The following is an 18,249-nucleotide window of genomic DNA, read 5'->3' as shown; positions in this document are numbered from 1 at the left end:
ACCGTTAGGAACCCGAAGTGAGCACGTCCGGCATGACAGGACCGTCCATCCCCTCCCTGATCGACCAGGCCTGCCTCATCGTCCACGGCCCTGACCAGCCCGGCATCGTCTCCCACGTCTCCGCCGTGATCACCCGCAACGGCGGCAACATCACCGCCCTGGACCAGTACTCCAGCAACGACCAGGACGGGGACTTCTTCCAGCGCATCGTCTTCCACCGCGACAATCTCGTCACGGCGTTGGAGGACATCCAGGCCGACCTCGCCGAGACCCTAGCCCCCTACGGCATGCAGTGGTCACTCAGCGACCGCTCCGTGCCGAAGCGGATGGCGATCCTCACCTCGTCGGGTGACCACTGCCTGCTGGACCTGCTGTGGCGTCATCGTCGTGGTGATCTGCCGGTCACCGTCCCCATGGTGATCTCCAACCACACCACCACGGCCGAGGATGTCCGGTCCTTCGGCGTCCCCTTCTTCCACGTGCCCTCCCAGAAGGGACCGGACAAGAGCGAGTCGGAGGCGGAGATCCTGCGGCTGCTCAAGGGCAACGTCGATTTCGTCGTCCTCGCCCGGTACATGCAGATCATCTCGAATGACTTCCTGGAGAAGCTCGGCGTCCCGGTGATCAACATCCACCACTCGTTCCTGCCGGCGTTCGTCGGCGCGGACCCCTACCGCCGCGCCTGGGAGCGTGGCGTGAAGCTCATCGGCGCGACCGCCCACTACGTCACCGAGGACCTCGACGAGGGCCCGATCATCGAACAGGACACGGTGCGCGTCACCCACGCCGATTCCGTCACCGACCTGCGTCAGCGGGGTGCGGAGGTTGAGCGTTCCGTGCTCTCGCGTGCCGTGTCCTGGCACGCGCAGGACCGGGTGATCCGCACCGGGAATCACACGATCGTGTTCTGATCCTGCCTGGTCAGCCTCAGGCGTTGACGAGTGCGGGTGCGAGAGCGAACGGCGCGGCCGTGAGCTCGCGGAGCTCGTCGACGGTGACACCGTCGGCGCACTCGACGAGGGTCAGCCCGGTCACCGGGTCGACCTCGAAGACGCCGTGCGAGGAGACGATGAGATCCACGCACTTCGCACCGGTCAGCGGCAGGGCGCACTGCTTGACGATCTTCGAGGTGCCCTTCTTGGTGAGGTGCTCGGTCATGACGATGATCTTCTCCGCACCGTGGACCAGGTCCATCGCCCCGCCCATGCCGCGGACCATCTTGCCCGGCACCATCCAGTTGGCGAGGTCACCGAACTGGGAGATCTCCATCGCGCCGAGGACGGCGACGTCGATGGACTTCGACCGGATCATGCCGAAGGACTCGGAGGAGCTGAAGAAGCTCGCCCCGGGTACGACGGTGATGGTCTCCTTGCCTGCGTTGATCAGCTCCGGATCGACCTCGTCCTCGGTCGGGTACGGACCGACGCCCAGGACGCCGTTCTCGGAGTGGAGCATGACCTCGATGCCCTCGGGCAGGTGTCCGGGGACGAGGGTCGGCATGCCGATGCCGAGGTTGACGTACTGTCCGTCGCTCAGTTCGGCGGCCACCCGGGCGGCCATCTGGTTGCGGTCCCAGGTCATGAAAGCTCCTCTGCAGTCTGCGCGGGGCGGGTGGTGCGGTTCTCGATGCCGGCCTCCTGCGGGCCGACGACGACCACGCGGTCGACGTAGATCCCGGGCAGGTGGACCTCATCCGGATCCAGGTCGTCGACGAGGTACTCGACCTGGGCGACGGAGACCCGGGCACACTGGGCGGCCTCGGGATTGAAGTTGCGGGCGGTCTCCTTGAAGACGAGGTTGCCCTTGCGGTCGGCCTTGTGGGCGTGGATCAGGCCGAAGTCGGAGCGGATGGCGGTCTCGAGGATGTACTCCTCGCCGTCGAAGACGCGGGACTCCTTCGGCGGGGACAGCTCGGCGGGGGTGCCGTCGGTGTTGTAGCGCACCGGCAGACCACCGGTGGCCAGCTCCGTGCCGACACCGGCCTTGGTGTAGAACGCCGGGACACCGGCACCGCCGGCGCGCATCCGCTCGGCCAGGGTGCCCTGCGGGGTGAACTCCACGGAGAGCTCGCCGCCGAGGTACTGGGCGGCGTAGATCCTGTTCGACCCGATGTAGGAGCCGATGGTCCGGGAGATCAGCCGATCCTCCAGCAGGGTGCCGAGGCCGAAGCCGTCGGTACCGCAGTTGTTGGAGATGACCGTGAGGTCCTTCGGACCGGCCTTCCGGACGGCCTCGATGAGCAGGGCGGGGATTCCGACGAGGCCGAAACCGCCGACGGACAGCGACGCACCGTCGCAGATGTCGGCGACGGCGTCCTCGACCGATGCACATGTTTTGTCAAGCATGGGAATGACAGTACACTGGAGTTCATGAAACGCACACTTGTCCGCTGTGCGAACACTATTGCCCCCGAGCAGGAGTAACTCCCGTGAGTCCCGCAGCATCGTCCGGCGACACCGGCGCCGTCCAGTCCTTCGTCCGTGGCCTCGACGTCCTCCGCACCTTCTCCGCCGAGACGCCCCACCAGACCCTCGCCGAGGTCGCCACCGCCTCAGGGCTCGCCCGCGCGACGGCCCGCAGGTTCCTCCACACCCTCGTGGCGATCGGCTACGCCGGTACCGACGGCCGGGAGTTCTGGCTCACCCCGCGTGTCCTCGAGATCGGCTTCAGCTACCTCACCTCCCAGCCGCTGGTCTCCGTCGCCCGGCCCCGTCTCGACGACCTCTCCCGGTCCGTCGATGAATCCAGCTCCCTGTCCGTCCTCGACGGCACGGACATCGTCTACATCTCGCGTGTCCCGGTCCGCCGGATCATGCGCGTCGACATCACCGTCGGTACCCGCTTCCCCGCCTGGGCGACCTCCATGGGACGGGTCCTGCTCGCCGGGATGGACGCCGCCACCCTTGACGACTACTTCTCGAAGGTCCAGCTCGAGGCGCTCGCCCCCGGCACTCTCGTCGACGAGGACCGGTTGCGCGAGGAGATCGCCAAGGTCCGTGACCAGGGCTGGTGCATCGTCGACCAGGAACTCGAACCCGGTCTGCGCTCCGTCGCCGCTCCGGTGACCGACTACGACGGCACCGTCGTCGCCGCAGTGAACATCTCCACTCAGACCTCGGTCCACGATGTCGCCGAACTGCACCGCACCTTCCTTCCCGCGGTCATGCGCACCGCGGACCTCATCTCCACCGACTACGCGCTCACCCACTGATCACCCACCAGAAAGGCACCCCGATGACCGACTCCCGCGTCCCCTCCCCCGCCGACTCCGACATCGTCCTGTGCACCCCGCTGCGCACCCCGGTCGGCGCCTACGGCGGAGTCTTCTCCGGCATCCCCGTCCAGGACCTGGCGTCCACCGTCGTCAAGGCGGTCGTCGAACGCTCCGGCGTCTCTGCTGAGGACATCGACGATGTCATCCTCGGCCAGGCGTCCCCCGCCGGTGGTGCCCCCGCACTCGGCCGCGTCGTCGCCCTGGACGCCGGCCTCGGCGAGACGGTCCCCGGCATGCAGCTCGACCGTCGCTGCGGTTCCGGCCTGCAGGCCGTCGTCACCGCCGCCGCCCACGTCGCCTGCGGTGCCGCCGACCTGGTCATCGCCGGTGGCGCGGAGTCCATGTCCACCACCGAGTACACCGTCGACGGCTCGATCCGCTGGGGGGTCAAGGGCGGCGACCTGGTGCTCCACGACCGTCTGGCCCAGGGCCGCGAGACCGCGGGCGGACGCAACCACCCGATCCCCGGCGGCATGATCGAGACCGCCGAGAACCTCCGTGAGCAGTACTCCCTGTCACGTGAGGCGCAGGACACCCTGGCCGCCCGCTCCCAGCAGCGCGCCGTCGCCGCCCAGGAGCAGGGCCTCTTCGACGAGGAGATCGTGCCGGTCACCGTGCCCGGCCGTCGCCGTAAGGACCCGGAGATCACCGTCACCACCGACGAGCACCCGCGTCCCGGCACCACCGTCGAGAAGCTCGCCGGGCTGCGTCCGGTCCGGGCCCGTCAGGACGAGGACGCCACGGTCACCGCCGGTAACGCCTCCGGTCAGAATGACGGCGCCGCCGCCCTCATCGTCACCACCCGTGCGAAAGCCGCCGAACTGGGACTGACACCTGCCGCCCGGCTGCGTGGCTGGGCGGTGGCCGGTGTCGCTCCGGAGACCATGGGTGTGGGCCCGGTACCGGCGACCGCCAAGGTCCTGTCCCGGCTGGGACTGACCCTCGACGACCTCGACATCATCGAGCTCAACGAGGCCTTCGCCGCGCAGGTCCTCGCCGTGCTCTCCGAGTGGGACCTCGACCCTTCGGATCCCCGCCTCAACCCCTCCGGCTCCGGCATCTCCCTGGGCCACCCGGTCGGAGCGACCGGCGCCCGCCTGCTCGTCACGCTGTGCCACGAGCTCTCCCGCTCCGGTGGCGATCTGGGTCTGGCCACCATGTGCATCGGCGGTGGCCAGGGCCTCGCCGCCGTCATCGACCGCGCCGTGTAGATACGTGTAAGGAAGAGACCATGATCCTGAACTCCGTCTCCGTCGGTCCCCGCTCCGGCCGGACCGACGCCCCCGTCATCGTCCTCACCGGCTCCATCGGTTCCACCACCGACATGTGGTTGCCGCAGATGGACGCCCTGTCCGCCGACGCCCGCGTCATCGCCGTGGACCACCCCGGTCACGGCGGTTCCCCGGTGCCCACCGGCGACACCGCGCGCTACACCGTCGCCGACATCGCCACTGACCTGCTCAAGACCCTCGACCGACTGGGGGTGGCGTCCTTCCACCTGGCCGGACTGTCCCTCGGCGGCGCGGTCGCCCAGCATCTCGCAGCCGGTCGGGCGAAGAACCGTGTCCTGTCCCTGACCCTGCTGTGCACCGCCCCGAAGTTCGGCGAGCCGCAGTCCTGGTTCGACCGGGCCGCCGGGGTCCGCGCGAACGGCACCGGCAGCCTCGCCGACGGCACCGTGGAGAAGTGGTTCACCGAAGGCTGGCGTAAGGCGCACCCGGCCTCCACTGAGGCGTACCGCCGGATGATCCGCAGCGTCAACGACGAGGGCTACGCCCTGTGCAGTGAGGCACTGGGCCGGTGGGACTTCGCCGACCGACTGCCACAGATCGCCGTGCCGACGCTCACCGTCGCCGGGTCCACCGACCCGTCCACTCCCCCGGAGATCCTGCAGTCCATCGCGGACGCCGTGCCCGAGGCCCGGGCAGAGGTCCTGGACCCCGGCGCCCACGTCCCCACCGTCGAACGTCCCGACGAGGTCACCCGACTGCTCGCCGAACACATCGGCATGGCCCTCGACGGAGTCCCCCTCGACTGATCGGTCGGCGGGTCGGTCTCTCCCGTCGGCAGACCCACGCTCCGGACCCTCATGTCCGGAAGTAGTGCCGGGGAGTCGGTCTCATTGATTGAGACCGACTCCCCGGCACTACTTCTGCACCCGAAGGATTCTGTACCCGACGGAGGGGTCAGCTCTGGCTGACCACCTTGTCCTGGCTGCTGTGGTTCAGGGTGCGGCTGGTGAAGAAGATCAGTGCACCGGCCAGACCGACAATGGCGAAGACAAAGAAGCCCCAGGGGTAGGCCAGACCGGCGGAGACCAGGGTGCCGGAAACCAGCGGGCCGGCGATCGCGCCCAGGCGTCCGACACCGGAGGCGAAGCCCATGGCCGTCGCCCGGATCGAGGACGGGTGGTTCTCGGAGACGAAGGCGTAGACCAGCACCTGGGAGCTGAAGACGAAGACACCGGTGAGGAAGATGACGGCGTAGATCACGATGAGCGGCATCTTCACCGCGAGCAGGGCGAGGAAGACCGCGCCCACGGTGAACCACAGCACCGAGGTCCTGCGCGGGGACCAGCGGTCAGCGACATGTCCGGCCAGGAACAGGCCGACGATGGCGCCGAGATTGAGCACCAGGAGGAAGCTCAGGGAGCTGCCGAGATCATAGTCGGCCTCGCGCATGATCTGCGGCAGCCAGGTGTTCAGTCCGTAGACCAGCAGCAGGCCCATAAAGGAAGCACCCCAGATGGCGGCGGTGTTGCGGCGGAACGCCGGGGCGAGCAGAGCGCGGACGGTGTTGTGGTCAGTGGCTTCCTGACCGTGGGTGGCATCGATGGCGTCATCAGTGGCGAGGTCGTAGGTGGCGGCGATGCGGTCGGCCTCGGCGTCGCGGTCCACGGAACGCAGGAAGTGCGGCGACTCCGGCAGAGCCTTCAGCAGCACGACGCCGAGGATGAGGCCCGGCACGGCGCCGGCGATGAACATGGCGTGCCAGCCGGCGGCGTCGATGAGGAACATGGCCAGCAGGGCGGTCGCGACGGCACCGATGTGGTAGCCGGTCATGACCGTGGTCGTAGCCGATCCGGTCTTCCCCCGTCGGCTGAATTCGCCGACCATGGAAATCGCGGTGGGCAGCGCGCCACCGAGGAAGATGCCGGAGATGAACCGGAAGGCGGCGAAGAGGAAGACACCGACCGGCAGCGCGAGGAACAGGGTGAACAGCGAGAAGCCGAAGACGGAGAGCACGAGGACGCGGCGTCGGCCGATCTTGTCCGTCAAGGTGCCGATGGTGAGTCCACCGATCGCCAGGCCGACCAGACCGACGGTGGTGAGCATGGTGGCCTGTGAGCCGGTGAGCCCCAGGGCGGTGTCATCGAGCATCGCCGGCAGCGCCGCGCCGAGAACGACGAGGTCGAAGCCGTCGAGCATGACGACGATCCAGCACAGGGCGATGACCCAGCCGGCACTGCGACGGGTGGGTCCACGCTGGACGGAACTGCGGGATGCGCCGCCGGTCGGGACCGTGGGGTCCTGGTTGTCCTGGTGGTCGGTTGTGAGTGTCATCGTCATGTCCCTGTCTGTTCGGGGTGCCGCCGGCGGACTGTGTGAGTTCATCGACGACACGTCGGCAATGTGACGTGCACCTCATTCTAGAAGGTGGTTCATGATGTGGAAACGTGTTCTCCTGATGAACATTCCCTGCAACATCAATCGCCGTGACCTGCACAGATCCACCACCACCCCACAAAGCAATGCAAAAAGGGGTGGCAACCGGGGGTACTTGCGATGCTTTCCGTGCTGATGGCAGACGCTCCCGACCACCTGTCCATGACGAAACCCCGGCCGGGGTATTCCCGACCGGGGTCATCTGACGCAGAGCGACGGACTAGCGCTCGTTCAGCGTCCGACTGAAGGAGAAGATCACCGCACCCGCCAGACCCACCGCGGCGAAGGCGAAGAAGCCCCAGGGGTAGGCCACCCCGGCTGAGGAGAGCGTCCCGCCGAGGATCGGGCCGGTGATCGCACCGAGGCGTCCGATACCGGCGGAGAAGCCCATCGCGGTGGCACGCACCGACGCCGGGTGATTCTCACCGGTGAAGGCGTAGACCAGCACCTGGGAGCTGAAGACGAAGACACCGGTGAGGAACAGGGCGACGTAGATGGCGACGAGCGGCATCCGCACGGCGAGCAGGGCGAGGAACACCGCAGAGGCCACGAACCACAGTACCGAGGTCTTCCGTGGAGACCAGCGGTCGGAGACCGCACCGGCGAGGACCAGGCCGACGACCGCACCGACGTTCGCGACGAGCAGGAAGCTCAGGGAGCTGCCGAGGTCGTAGTCGGCCTCGCGCATGATCTGCGGCAGCCAGGTGTTCAGTCCGTAGACCAGCAGCAGGCCCATGAAGGAGGTGCCCCAGATCGCCAGGGAGTTGCGACGGAAGGCCGGCGACAGCAGCGTGGCGACCGCGTTGTGCCCGGTGGCCTCCTCACCGAGGGTGGCGTCGATGGCGTCCCCGGTAGACAGGCCGTAGGACTCCGCGATCCGGTCAGCCTCGTCAGTCCGACCGACGAGACGCAGGTAGTGCGGGGATTCCGGCAGGAAGTACCACAGGACTGCCGCGAGAACGATGCCCGGGACCGCACCGGCGATGAACATGGCGTGCCAGCCGGCGGCATCGATGAGGAACATGGCGAGCAGCGCGGTGAGCACAGCACCGACGTGGTAGCCGGTCATCACCGTGGTGGATGCCGAGCCCGCCTTACCGTGCGGCCGGAACTCGGTGACCAGGGAGATCGCGGTGGGCAGGGCCCCGCCGAGAGCGACACCGCCGAGAAAGCGCAGGACAGCGAAACCGGCGACCCCTATCGGAACCCCGAGACCGAGGGTGAAGACGGAGAACCCGAGGACCGAGAGGGTCAGGACGCGACGCCGGCCGAGCCGGTCGGTCAGCGCGCCGATAGTCAGTGCGCCGATGGTCATTCCAACCAGACCGATGGTGGTGATCATCGTGGCCTGAGACCCGCTGAGGGACCAGTCGGTGTCGTCGAGCATCGACGGGACGGTCGTGCCGAGCACCACGAGGTCGAACCCGTCGAGCAGGACAGCCAGCCAGCACAGGACGACGACGCCGACGGTGCTGCGTCGACGGACGGTACCGTCCCTGCCTGCCCCGCCGGAACGGCCGGACGGTGCAGCGTCCCGCGCATCACGTTGAGTCGCCGTTGACATGGTCTTCTCCTCTCGCGGAGGGATCCGGTGGACTGTGAAGCAGCGCACGGCATCCCGGTGATGTGTTGCATGGAACACCGTAACCGGGCGTTCACTGTGCGCAAATGGGTTCGCATAACGAACGACTTCGCCCCGTTGATTCACCTTCGACCAGCGAAGAAAACCACCCCCGCCACCATGTCCATGGCGACGGGGGTGGTTTCCAGGGGTGACTGTGCCGACGACTGCCGACGACTGCCGACGACCGCCGCCTACAGACCCAGAACCTTCACCGCGTTGTCCTTCATGATCAGCGGGATGGCCTCCTCGCGGATCCCGAGCTTGTCGAAGTCGTCGATCCACCGGTCCGGTGTGATCAGTGGGAAGTCGGAGCCGAACAGGGTCTTCTCGCGCAGCACCGTCCCGATGACCCGGGTCAGCTGCGGTGGGAAGTACGTCGGCGACCACCCGGACAGGTCGATGTACACGTTCGCCTTGTGCGTGGCGATGGAGATCGAACTGTCGACCCACGGCACCGAAGGATGCGCGAGGATCATCGTGAGGTCCGGGAAGTCCGCGGCGACGTCATCGAGCAGCATCGGATCGGAGTAGCGCAGCTTGATGCCGCGTCCACCCGGCAGTCCGGCACCGATGCCGGTCTGACCGGTGTGGAACAGGCACACCAGCCCCTCCTCCGTCGCTGCCTCGTACAGCGGGTAGCAGATCCGGTCACTGGGGTCGAACCCCTGCAGGCTGGGGTGGAACTTCAGGCCGCGGACGCCGTAGTCCCGCGCCAGCGTCCGGATCTTCGCCACCGCCTCCCTGGGCTGCAGCGGGTCGACGGAGCCGAACGGAATGAGCACGTCATTGTTATCGGCGCACTGCTCGGCGATCTCCTCGCTGGAGACACCTTCGTGCCCGCCGAGTGCGGTGGTGGCGTCCACGGTGAAGACCACCGCAGCCATGTTCCGTTCCCGGTAGTGGGACGCCAGGTCGGCGACCGTCGGGGTGCGCGGGACCGGGGCGCGGAAGTAGTCGGCGGAGGCATCGAGCAGTTCCTGGTCCAGGGAGGTGTGGCAGCGCTCTCCATGACCGTCCGCCTCGACGTGGGTGTGCACGTCGAGTGCGACAATCTTCTCGGTGTCGATGGCCGGGGTGTACGTCATCTTCGTGTCTTCCTCTGTCGTTATCGGAGATCGGGGAATTCGGCCTTGAGCGCGAGCAGGCGGACGAGCATCTCGTCGCGCTGCTCCGCCATGGCTGCGGGGTCACGGCCGTCGAGTTCAGCGTCTACCCCGGCGACCAGGGTGTCGGTGAGCCCGTCATCGAGGTGCACTTTCTGCAGGTCGTGCATCCACACCTCCTGCGGCGGGCCGAGGTGTTCGAGCAGGTGACGCATTCCGCCGGGACCACCCGACAGGTGCTGCAGTGCCAGGGGCCCGAGCACCGACCAGCGCAGGCCGGGGCCGTAGGCGATGGCGGTGTCGATGTCCGCCACACTCGCCACCCCACGCTGCACCAGGGAGTAGGCCTCCTGCCACAGAGCGGCCTGCAGCCGGTTGGTGACGTGGCCGGGCAGTTCGGCGCGCACGAGGATCGGCTTCTTGCCGACCTCCCGGTAGAAGGCGAGGCCGCGGTCGACGGCGTCGGCCGGGGTGTCACGTCCGGGCACGAGTTCCACCAGCGGCACGAGGTGTGCGGGATTGAACGGGTGGCCGACGACGATCCGCCCGGGGTGGGCCGTGGCAGACGCTGCGAGGGACGACGGCCCGAACCCGGAGGTGGAGCTGGCGATGAGTGCCTCGGCCGGGGCCGCGGCGTCGATCTGGGCGAGCAGGTCCTGCTTGAGGTCGAGGCGCTCGGGGCCGGACTCCTGGATGAAGGACGCCCCGGCCACCGCGTCGGCCAGGGTCTCCGCGAAGCGCAGGACGCCGCGGGGCGGCGTCTCCACGGTCCCGTCCCGCAGCCGGTCGGTGACGGCGAGGTTCTTCGCGATCTGGTCGTGCAGCCGCTCCTCGGCTCCCTCGGCGGGGTCCCAGGCGGTGACGTCATAACCGGCGGTGAGGAATGCCGAGGCCCATGCCGCACCGATGACGCCGGTGCCGATCACGGCGGTGTTCATCGCGCTCATGCGTCAACCTCCTGTGACGCCGCAGCGTAGGCGACGATGTCGTCGAGGGAGTGCGGCTCGGCCAGCGAACCCGGCGTCACCACGGACGCGGGGTCTGCGCCCTGCACGATGCGCTTGACCGGCACTTCGAGCTTCTTGCCGGTGCGGCCCAGCGGGACCGCGGAAATGCCGACGACCTGGTCGGGGATGTGACGCGGGGACAGTTCGGTGCGCAGTTCGGTGCGGATCGTGGCGACCATCGCGTCATCGAGCTCCACACCGTCGTCAGTTTGGACGAACAGCACCAGCTTCCCCATGCCACCGTCCGGATCCTCCAGGTGGATGACCAGGCAGTCCTTCACCCCGGGCAGCGCGTCCACCACGGTGTAGAAGTCGGCGGTGCCCAGGCGGACACCACCACGGTTGAGGGTCGCGTCCGAGCGTCCGGTGACGACGACGCCGCCGGCGGAGTCGAAACGGGCCCAGTCGCCGTGACGCCACACGCCGGGGAACTTGTCGAAGTAGGCGTCCCGGTAGCGCTGCTCACCGTCGGCGCCCCAGAAGGTCACCGGCATCGACGGCACGGGCTCGGTGATGACCAGCTCACCGGTCTCGTCGAAGACTTCATTGCCGTCACTGTCGAAGGCCTTGGCGGCGAAGCCGAGGCTGGCCGAGGACATCTCACCGCCGTAGACCGGGGTCAGCGGGGTGGCGTGGAGGATGCCGGTGCACACGTCGGTGCCGCCGCAGCCCACATTGAGCAGGACGCCGGGACCGAAGGTGTCCACGACCCACCCGTAACCGGCGGCGGGCAGCGGCGCGCCGGCCGAGCAGATCTCCTTGACGGTGGAGAGGTCGAGTTCGGACGCCGGATCGAAGCCGGACTTCACCGCGGCCATGATCCCGCCGGGCGCCATACCGAAGACGGTGGTGCGGGTGCGCTCGGCGACGCGCCAGAGTTCGCGGTCGTCGGGGAAGTTCGGGTTGCCGTCGATCATGACGATGGCGGAACCGAGGACCAGCGCACCGACCAGGGTGTTCCACATCATCCACGCGGTGGTGGAGAACCAGCAGAAGACGTCGTCCGGGCCGAGGTCGAGCTGCAGCCCGGAGCACTTGAGGGTCTCCAGGAGGATGCCGCCGTGGCCGTGGACGATGGCCTTGGGCTTACCGGTGGTGCCGGAGGAGAAGAGGATGACCAGCGGCTCGTCGAAGGGAACGGCGGCGAAGGTGAGGGGCGTGTCTCCGGAGGAACCGGCGCCGAGGTCGGTGTAGTCGGAGACGGTGAGGTGGTCGGAGAACCGGTCCCGCAGGTCGGAGCGCAGCGAGAAGTCACCGTAGGTCACCGGGACGACGGCCTGAAGGGCCGGCAGGGCGTCAACGACCTCGGCGACCTCGTCGTCGCGGACGATGTCCTTGGTGCCGTAGCGGTACCCGGCGACGGCGAAGAGGACCTTCGGCTCGACCTGGGAGAACCGGTCGACCACGCTGCGGGTGCCGAACTCGGGGGCGCAGGCCGCCCAGATCGCACCCAGGCTGGCGGTGGCGAGGAAGGCGACGAGCGCTTCGGGCTGGTTAGGCAGGTAGCCGACGACCCGGTCGCCGCGTCCTACCCCGAGGTCCTTCAGCCCTGCGGCGACGCGGGCGACCTCGGCGCGCAGTTCACCGAAGGTGAGGGTGAACTCGTCGCGGGACTGGGAGACGGCGGTGACGGCGACCCGGTCGACCTGCTCCGGGGTGCCTAGGGAGTGCTCGGCGTAGTTGAGGGTCGCACCGGGGAACCAGTTCGCGTGCGGCATGGCACGGGACTCGAGGACGGCGGTGTACGGGCTGTGCGCCTGGATACCGAACCAGTCCCAGACGGACTCCCAGAAGTCCTCGATCTCGGTGACCGACCAGGCGTAGAGGTCGTCCCAGCCGGTGAAGTTGTGGCCCCGTTCGGCGTTGAGCCAGGTCAGGTAGTGGCCGATGCGGCTGGTGGAGACGGCATCGGCGGGGACGTCGCGGAGGATCTGTGCCATGGCTAGTTCCTCACCTTCGGGCCGGAGCCGGAGAGGAAGTCCTGCATCCGCTCCTTGGCCTCGGCGGACGACTGCGCAACGGCGGCCATGAGGGATTCGAGCATGTATCCCTCGTCCTTGCCGGACTCGACGATCCGGGGCAGCGCCTGGGTCACCGCGTAGTTGGTGACCGGGGAGTTCTCGGCGATCCGCTCGGCGAGTGCGCGGGCCTTCTCCACCCCCTCGCCCTCGGCGACGAGGTAGTTCGCCAGGCCGACACGCTCGCCTTCCTCGGCGTCGAGGACGCGGCCGGTGAGCATCATGTCCTGCATCCGGTTCACCCCGATCAGCCGGGGGACGCGGACCGAGGCGCCACCGCCGACGAACAGGCCACGGCTACCCTCAGGCAGGGCGAAGAAGGTGGTCGAGTCTGCGACGCGCAGGTGGGCGGCGGTGGCCAGCTCCAGGCCACCGCCGACGACGGCACCGGTGAGCACGACGACGACGGGGACGGCGGACTCGGCTATCTGGTTCATCGCGGCGTGCCACATCCGGGAGTGGTGGAGCCCGCCCACAGCGTCCCGCTCGGAGAGTTCGGACAGGTCCAGGCCGGCGCAGAAGTGCGGGCCGGCCGCTGTGAGCACGACGGCCTTCACGTCCGGGTGCCCGGTGGGAAGGGTGCGGAAGAACTCGCCGAGGGCGAGGACGGTGCCGTCGTCGAGGGCGTTGCGCTTCTCAGGGCGGTTGAGGGTGAGCGTGGCGACGGTGCCGTCGACGGTGAGCTCGAGGGTCTCCGGCAGGGGGCCGGACGGCAGGGGTGTGACCGTGGTCATGGGGTTTCTCCTGTGGTTCTGTCGGTCAGTCGTTGCTGTCGGTGCCGTGTGCGCTGTGCGCGCTGTGCGCGCTGTGCGCGCCCAGCGGGCCGGAGCCGCGCAGTTTCGGCTTGTGTACCTTGCCGGAGCCGGTGCGGGGCAGGTCATCGAGGAAGGTGACGATCTTCGGCACCTTGTACTTCGCCAGGCGCTGGGTGGCGTAACTGATGATGTCCTCGGGAATCGGCTCCGACCCGGGCTTCGCCACGACATAGGCGTGGCCGACCTCGCCCCAGCGGTGGTCAGGGTCGGCGACGACGGCGACCTCGCCGACATCCGGGTGGCCGAAGAGCACCTCCTCGACCTCGGCGGGATAGACGTTCTCACCGCCGGAGATGTACATGTCCTTGATCCGGTCGACGATGTAGAGGTAGTCCTCGTCGTCCATGTAGCCGATGTCACCGGTGCGGAACCAGCCGTCGGCGTGGAAGGCCTCGCGGGTGGCGGTCTCGTTGTCCCAGTAGGACTTGATGACGTTCGGGCCGCGGACGAGGATCTCGCCCCGCTCCCCCGGGGGCAGCTGACCACCGTCGGCACCGACGACCTTCACGTCGGCGAAGGGCACGGCACGGCCGGCGGATCCGGGCTTGCGCAGAGCGTCCTCTGCGGTGAGGAAGGTCGCGCCGGGGGCGGTCTCGGTGAGACCGTAGCCCTGGCAGAAGGCGATGCCGCGCTCGAGGAAGTCGTTGATGAGCTTCACCGGGATCGGAGCGCCGCCGGAGTTCACGAAGCGCAGGGTGGACAGGTCGGCAGACTCCCAGCGCGGCGAGTCCACCAGGTCGGCGAACATCGTGGTGACGCCGAAGAGCCAGGTCACCCCGTACTTCCCGACGTTGTCGAAGACCTCGTCCGCCTGCCACTTCGGCAGGAAGACGGTGGTCGCGCCACGGATGTAGCTTGTCATCACCTGCTGGTTGAGTGCGGCGACGTGGAACAGCGGGGCGGACGCCAGGGTGACGTCCTTGGCCGACATGTCCGTGTCGAGAATGATGTTGAAGGCGTTCCAGATGATGTTGCCGTGGTGCAGGACAGCGCCCTTGGCATGGCCGGTGGTGCCGGAGGTGAAGAGGATGAAGGCGGGATCCTCGGCGGTGAGGCCCTCCTCGACGTGACTGCCCTCGGGGGCGTCCGCGGCGATCTCGGCGAGAGACGGAGGGTTCGCGAGGTCGGCGTCGGTGACCGCCTCCCACTGCAACGGGTGGCGTTCTACCGGCACGGTGGTGGCGTCCGCCAGGGCCTCGTGTTCCGGGGCGACGATGAGGACGCTCACGTCGGCGGCGACGAGCTGGTGGTCGAGCTCGGCCGGTGCGAGGCGCCAGTTCAGCGGGATGAAGATCGCGCCGGTCCGGAGACAGGCGAGCAGGGCGGAGACCAGACCGGGGTGGTTGGAGCCCAGGTAGGCCACACGGTCACCCTTGCCGATGCCCCAGCTGCGCAGTCGGGCCGCCCGGACGAGGACGCGGCGGTGGACCTCGGCGTAGCTGTACTCACGGTCCTCGAAGATCACCGCAGGGCGGGAGCCGTACTTGGCCGCCTGCTCCTCGGACAGCCGGGCGAGGCTGGGGTGCAGGGACGGGCCGGGCCCGGCGGAGGATGGTGTGTCCACGGAAGCCATGGGATACCTCACTGTTCTGGGACGGGAACTGTTTTCTGGACGGAAGCTCTGTTGCTGTGCCGATACTATGCAATACATCGCTGTTGCGTCAACATGATGCAGCCTAATAGTGTAGGATGCATCACAGCACCACCATTTCGTACAGTTGAGTGCCATGACCGCCGCCCCGCCCGCACCCGCCTCCCTGCAGCCGCAGTCACTGCTGATGTCCCTCGTCGGCCTCCACCAGCTCGACACCGACCGCCCGGTGAGCGGCACCTCCGTCGTCCACGTCCTGGGACGACTCGGAGTGGCAGAACCCGCCGCCCGCTCAGTCCTGCAGCGCGTCACCACCCGCGGCCTCATCGCCCGCCACAAGGAGGGCCGGCGCACCTTCTACTCCCCCACGGACCACGGCCGCGCCGTCCTCGAGGGCGGACGCACCAAGATGTTCCACCGCTGGCGGGAGGACGCCTGGGACGGCCGCTGGACCTTCGTCAACCTCACCGTGCCGGAGAGTCACCGGAAACTGCGTCACCGCATCGGCTCACAGCTGACCTGGGCCGGGTTCGCCCGCACCTCCGACGGACTGTGGGTCGCACCGGGCCGGCATGAGGTCACCGAGATCCTCGGGCAGGACGCCCTGGCCGGTCCGGACGCCCCGGATGACGCAGCTTCGACCCCGTCTCCCCCGGTCGTCATCTACGGCCACCCCTGTGCCCCCACCACCGACGCACAGCTGGTCGAACCCTTCGACCTCGACCGGGTCGACACCGGCTTCCGCGACTTCCTCGCCCGGTGGGACGGGGATGCTGTGGACGCTGCACCGACCGACCCGGTGGATGCACTGGTCACCCGGCTGCAGCTGCACGCCGAATGGCTCACACTGACCCGTGCCGACCCCCAGTTGCCCGATGCCCTGCTCCCGACGGACTGGCCGGGCGGCATCGCCGGTGACCGGTTCCGGGCACTCGACGCCGCCCTGGCCGAGCAGGAACGCCCGGTCATCGAGGACTACTTCGCCGGGGCCCTCGACCGGCTCCCCCGCTCGCAGCCTGCGAACCAGACCAGCTGCTGACCCGGAGCTCCGGGCGGCGGGCCGGCGACGACGAGATCGAGTTCCACACGCGCCCGGCCGAAGCCCTCGGCCGGGAAGTAGAACTCGCCGCCCTCCTGCTGCACGTAGGCGTCGGTCGGGTCGTTCATGTACCCGAAGAACTTCTCGAAGACCGGTGGGGTGAGGATGCCCATCATGGAGGTGTTGTTCGCCGTTGTTCCGCGAACGCACCGGGTAGGAGTTGACCTGCTGGTAGGTCTCGTAGCGGTCGCCGCGTCCGGCCTTGGTGACGAAGGCCTGCTCGCCGGCGGGGAGCCGGACGGGCGGGGCCGGCTCGACACCGGTGTAGGCGGTGTCCGTGACGGTCACGCCGAGGGACGCCGCCAGCTCGCGGCTGAACAGGTCGCCCACCGTGTGCTGCGGGGTGCGGGAGAAGATGTGGCTGGCGGTGCCGACCACGTGTTCCCCGGCGAGCTGGTGGAGCCACTCGTCGGTGAAGTACCGGTAGAACGAGTTCCCCACGGCGTCCGCCCGGATCGAGAAGGGCGTTTTCGCGGGAACGTTCACAGAGTCACCGGCGACGACGCGGTGCAGCTCACCCTCGAACCAGATCCGCAGCTCGCCGCCGAGGACGGGGAGGAAGGAGTGGCCCGGCGTCGTGAGGAAGGGGCTCTGTGAGCCACCCGGCAGGGCGACGCGGGACAGCGGGAACTCGCCGGCGGTGTCGGAAATCCCCTGGTTGTCACTGGTGAAGGCGGCGTCCGGCTCACGCTCCAGCCGCCCGTCGTCAAACACCACACCCGGGCCCAGCTCCATGACGTCGCCGGGGTTGAGGAAACCGTGGCCGAACCCCTCGATGACGTGCAGCAGGGACTCCCCGCCGAGATCGATGAGGTGGTGGTGCAGGGCAGTCCAGCAGCGGCGGTGACCTCAGCGGCCTCAGATCCGGAAGTCAGGCAGGTCGGCACCGACGTACTGCTGGGCGAGGAAGCGGCGTCCTGCCTCCGAACCGAGAACGGCGGACAGCTCGGCCTTGCGGCGCTGCGCCTCGAAGGGACTGGCCTTCGACGAGTGGTGCAGCATCGAGGACATCCAGAAGGAGAAGTGCTGGGCCTTCCACACTCGCGGCAGGGCCAGCTCGGTGTATCCCTGCAGCCGCCTGTCATCGCCGTCGAGGGCGTGGACCAGGCCCGGGACCAGGGCGACGACATCGGCGACGGCCAGGTTGAGACCCTTCGCACCGGTCGGCGGGACGGTGTGGGCGGCATCGCCGGCGAGGAAGAGGCGGCCGCGCTGCATCGGGGCGGTCACCGCGGAGCGGAACCGGAGCACGGCCTTGTCGAAGATCTCGCCCCCGGAGACGGTGAGCCCGTCGCTGTCGACTCGGGTGTGCAGAGCCTGCCAGATGCGGTCATCCGACCACATCTCGACGGTGTCCTCCGGGTCGCACTGCAGGTAGTAGCGCTGGACTGTCTCCGAGCGGGTGGAGATCAGGGCGAAGCCGTCATCGTGGTTGGCGTAGATCAGTTCCTTCTGGGTCTGCGGGGCATTGACCAGGATGCCGAACCACGCGTACGGGTACTCGTGGCGGTAACGGGCACCACCGGCGACCTCGGTCACCGGACCGCGCCACAGCGAGGCGGAACCGTCGGCGACCACAACGTAGTCGCAGGTGAGGGTCTCGTGTGCGCCGTCGGGGCCGGTGTAGCTGACGGTCACGATGTCATCGTCGTAGCCGGTGACATCGTCGACCCGGGTGTTGAACAGGACGGTGCCGTTGTCCTTCTCCCGCTGTGCGATGAGGTCGATGAGCACCTCGTGCTGCGGGTAGACGGCCATGTTGTACCCGGTGAGTTCGGTCAGCTCGATGCGGATACGCCTACCGTCGACGGAGATGTCGATCGCCTCGTCGATGTCGGCCTCACGGTCCATCCGTTCACCGAGGCCGGTCTCACGCATCAGTCGCATGGTGCCCTGCTCGAGGACGCCGGCGCGGACGGTGGCCTCGACGGTCTCGCGGGAACGGGCCTCGAAGACGACGGAATCCACGCCGCGCTGGTGCAGCAGGTGGGAGAGCATGAGTCCGGCGGGGCCGGCACCGATCACGGCGACCGGAGTGTGGTTCACGCTGGCC

At 68.4% G+C, this 18,249-nt stretch carries 17 protein-coding genes and 1 pseudogene; 6 read left to right on the top strand and 12 right to left on the bottom strand.

Annotated elements, in window-relative coordinates; all coding sequences use genetic code 11:
• Positions 1-32: 32 nt before the first annotated feature.
• On the top strand, positions 33-911 hold the full coding sequence (gene purU / locus ACZ9GM_RS01985; RefSeq protein WP_291475261.1) for a formyltetrahydrofolate deformylase: 879 nt from the start codon (positions 33-35) through the stop codon (positions 909-911).
• Between the two features lie 16 nt (positions 912-927).
• Here purU and ACZ9GM_RS01980 read toward each other — a convergent pair whose 3' ends face one another.
• Together ACZ9GM_RS01980 and ACZ9GM_RS01975 are read right to left on the bottom strand one after the other, a co-directional pair.
• Complete coding sequence (locus tag ACZ9GM_RS01980) at positions 928-1,581, bottom strand: 3-oxoacid CoA-transferase subunit B (protein WP_476037160.1); 654 nt, start codon at positions 1,579-1,581, stop codon at positions 928-930.
• Positions 1,578-2,345 (bottom strand): CoA transferase subunit A, encoded by a 768-nt coding sequence (locus tag ACZ9GM_RS01975; RefSeq protein ID WP_476037159.1) that lies wholly within the window; start codon positions 2,343-2,345, stop codon positions 1,578-1,580. Before ACZ9GM_RS01975 ends, ACZ9GM_RS01980 begins: the two co-directional genes overlap by 4 nt.
• Before the next feature lie 83 nt (positions 2,346-2,428).
• Here ACZ9GM_RS01975 and ACZ9GM_RS01970 point away from each other — a divergent pair, with 83 nt between their 5' ends.
• The 3 genes from ACZ9GM_RS01970 to pcaD are packed head-to-tail and all read left to right on the top strand — an operon-like array spanning position 2,429 to position 5,312.
• A complete protein-coding gene (locus ACZ9GM_RS01970) occupies positions 2,429-3,211 on the top strand; it encodes an IclR family transcriptional regulator domain-containing protein (RefSeq protein ID WP_476037158.1) in 783 nt (260 codons plus the stop codon).
• A gap of 23 nt (positions 3,212-3,234) precedes the next feature.
• On the top strand, positions 3,235-4,485 hold the full coding sequence (locus tag ACZ9GM_RS01965; protein WP_476037157.1) for an acetyl-CoA C-acetyltransferase: 1,251 nt from the start codon (positions 3,235-3,237) through the stop codon (positions 4,483-4,485).
• A gap of 20 nt (positions 4,486-4,505) precedes the next feature.
• Positions 4,506-5,312 (top strand): 3-oxoadipate enol-lactonase, encoded by an 807-nt coding sequence (pcaD, locus tag ACZ9GM_RS01960; protein WP_291475267.1) that lies wholly within the window; start codon positions 4,506-4,508, stop codon positions 5,310-5,312.
• Between the two features lie 148 nt (positions 5,313-5,460).
• On the opposite strand, the gene ACZ9GM_RS01955 is transcribed toward pcaD, so the two are convergent.
• From ACZ9GM_RS01955 to ACZ9GM_RS01925, 7 genes are all read right to left on the bottom strand, one after another.
• Positions 5,461-6,702, bottom strand: coding sequence for an MFS transporter (locus tag ACZ9GM_RS01955; protein ID WP_291475339.1), 1,242 nt, complete (start codon positions 6,700-6,702; stop codon positions 5,461-5,463).
• A 457-nt stretch (positions 6,703-7,159) separates the two neighbouring features.
• Positions 7,160-8,503 carry an MFS transporter gene (locus tag ACZ9GM_RS01950; RefSeq protein ID WP_291475269.1) on the bottom strand — a complete coding sequence of 448 codons (1,344 nt, stop codon included), beginning with the start codon at positions 8,501-8,503 and terminating at the stop codon, positions 7,160-7,162.
• Positions 8,504-8,754: 251 nt separating this feature from the next.
• Positions 8,755-9,648 carry an amidohydrolase family protein gene (locus ACZ9GM_RS01945; protein WP_476037156.1) on the bottom strand — a complete coding sequence of 298 codons (894 nt, stop codon included), beginning with the start codon at positions 9,646-9,648 and terminating at the stop codon, positions 8,755-8,757.
• 20 nt (positions 9,649-9,668) lie between these two features.
• On the bottom strand, positions 9,669-10,613 hold the full coding sequence (locus ACZ9GM_RS01940) for a 3-hydroxyacyl-CoA dehydrogenase NAD-binding domain-containing protein (RefSeq protein WP_291475272.1): 945 nt from the start codon (positions 10,611-10,613) through the stop codon (positions 9,669-9,671).
• Positions 10,610-12,613, bottom strand: a complete 2,004-nt coding sequence (locus tag ACZ9GM_RS01935) for an acetoacetate--CoA ligase (protein ID WP_476037155.1) — start codon at positions 12,611-12,613, stop codon at positions 10,610-10,612. Before ACZ9GM_RS01935 ends, ACZ9GM_RS01940 begins: the two co-directional genes overlap by 4 nt.
• Positions 12,614-12,615: 2 nt before the next feature.
• Positions 12,616-13,425, bottom strand: a complete 810-nt coding sequence (locus tag ACZ9GM_RS01930) for a crotonase/enoyl-CoA hydratase family protein (RefSeq protein ID WP_291475276.1) — start codon at positions 13,423-13,425, stop codon at positions 12,616-12,618.
• Between the two features lie 25 nt (positions 13,426-13,450).
• Positions 13,451-15,070: a class I adenylate-forming enzyme family protein gene (locus tag ACZ9GM_RS01925; RefSeq protein WP_476037154.1), complete on the bottom strand. Its 1,620-nt coding sequence runs from the start codon at positions 15,068-15,070 to the stop codon at positions 13,451-13,453.
• Between the two features lie 163 nt (positions 15,071-15,233).
• On the opposite strand from ACZ9GM_RS01925, the gene ACZ9GM_RS01920 reads away from it, so the two are divergent.
• Entirely contained in the window at positions 15,234-16,136 is a 903-nt protein-coding gene (locus ACZ9GM_RS01920) for a PaaX family transcriptional regulator (protein WP_476037153.1), read from the top strand.
• On the opposite strand, the gene ACZ9GM_RS01915 is transcribed toward ACZ9GM_RS01920, so the two are convergent.
• The gene (locus ACZ9GM_RS01915; protein WP_476037152.1) at positions 16,073-16,312 is read right to left on the bottom strand and encodes a hypothetical protein; all 240 of its coding nucleotides are present in this window, start codon (positions 16,310-16,312) and stop codon (positions 16,073-16,075) included. The two genes, ACZ9GM_RS01920 and ACZ9GM_RS01915, sit on opposite strands and share 64 nt — an antisense overlap.
• On the opposite strand from ACZ9GM_RS01915, the gene ACZ9GM_RS01910 reads away from it, so the two are divergent.
• Positions 16,302-16,793, top strand: coding sequence for a hypothetical protein (locus ACZ9GM_RS01910; RefSeq protein WP_476037151.1), 492 nt, complete (start codon positions 16,302-16,304; stop codon positions 16,791-16,793). The two genes, ACZ9GM_RS01915 and ACZ9GM_RS01910, sit on opposite strands and share 11 nt — an antisense overlap.
• On the opposite strand, the pseudogene ACZ9GM_RS01905 reads toward ACZ9GM_RS01910, so the two are convergent.
• Positions 16,704-16,931 (bottom strand): annotated as a pseudogene (locus ACZ9GM_RS01905) (hypothetical protein); the annotation flags it as partial. The gene ACZ9GM_RS01910 and the pseudogene ACZ9GM_RS01905 overlap by 90 nt on opposite strands.
• A gap of 123 nt (positions 16,932-17,054) precedes the next feature.
• Positions 17,055-18,242 carry a 4-hydroxybenzoate 3-monooxygenase gene (locus ACZ9GM_RS01900; protein WP_291475285.1) on the bottom strand — a complete coding sequence of 396 codons (1,188 nt, stop codon included), beginning with the start codon at positions 18,240-18,242 and terminating at the stop codon, positions 17,055-17,057.
• Between the last annotated feature and the right edge of the window lie 7 nt (positions 18,243-18,249).

This window comes from Corynebacterium sp. UD i78 (assembly GCF_056280545.1).
The sequence above is the reverse complement of the archived record's forward strand: the minus strand, read 5'-3'. Positions and strand labels throughout refer to the sequence as shown.

What these genes read in the sequence shown, in the direction of transcription:
- ACZ9GM_RS01975 (WP_476037159.1), bottom strand. Translation starts at nt 2,345, where the DNA reads ATGCTTGACAAAACATGTGCATCGGTCGAGGACGCCGTCGCCGACATC.
- ACZ9GM_RS01940 (WP_291475272.1), bottom strand. Translation starts at nt 10,613, where the DNA reads ATGAGCGCGATGAACACCGCCGTGATCGGCACCGGCGTCATCGGTGCG.
- ACZ9GM_RS01980 (WP_476037160.1), bottom strand. Translation starts at nt 1,581, where the DNA reads ATGACCTGGGACCGCAACCAGATGGCCGCCCGGGTGGCCGCCGAACTG.
- ACZ9GM_RS01945 (WP_476037156.1), bottom strand. Translation starts at nt 9,648, where the DNA reads ATGACGTACACCCCGGCCATCGACACCGAGAAGATTGTCGCACTCGAC.
- pcaD (WP_291475267.1), top strand. Translation starts at nt 4,506, where the DNA reads ATGATCCTGAACTCCGTCTCCGTCGGTCCCCGCTCCGGCCGGACCGAC.
- ACZ9GM_RS01955 (WP_291475339.1), bottom strand. Translation starts at nt 6,702, where the DNA reads ATGCTCGACGGCTTCGACCTCGTCGTTCTCGGCGCGGCGCTGCCGGCG.
- purU (WP_291475261.1), top strand. Translation starts at nt 33, where the DNA reads ATGACAGGACCGTCCATCCCCTCCCTGATCGACCAGGCCTGCCTCATC.
- ACZ9GM_RS01910 (WP_476037151.1), top strand. Translation starts at nt 16,302, where the DNA reads ATGCCCATCATGGAGGTGTTGTTCGCCGTTGTTCCGCGAACGCACCGG.
- ACZ9GM_RS01920 (WP_476037153.1), top strand. Translation starts at nt 15,234, where the DNA reads ATGACCGCCGCCCCGCCCGCACCCGCCTCCCTGCAGCCGCAGTCACTG.
- ACZ9GM_RS01915 (WP_476037152.1), bottom strand. Translation starts at nt 16,312, where the DNA reads ATGATGGGCATCCTCACCCCACCGGTCTTCGAGAAGTTCTTCGGGTAC.
- ACZ9GM_RS01930 (WP_291475276.1), bottom strand. Translation starts at nt 13,425, where the DNA reads ATGACCACGGTCACACCCCTGCCGTCCGGCCCCCTGCCGGAGACCCTC.
- ACZ9GM_RS01950 (WP_291475269.1), bottom strand. Translation starts at nt 8,503, where the DNA reads ATGTCAACGGCGACTCAACGTGATGCGCGGGACGCTGCACCGTCCGGC.
- ACZ9GM_RS01965 (WP_476037157.1), top strand. Translation starts at nt 3,235, where the DNA reads ATGACCGACTCCCGCGTCCCCTCCCCCGCCGACTCCGACATCGTCCTG.
- ACZ9GM_RS01935 (WP_476037155.1), bottom strand. Translation starts at nt 12,613, where the DNA reads ATGGCACAGATCCTCCGCGACGTCCCCGCCGATGCCGTCTCCACCAGC.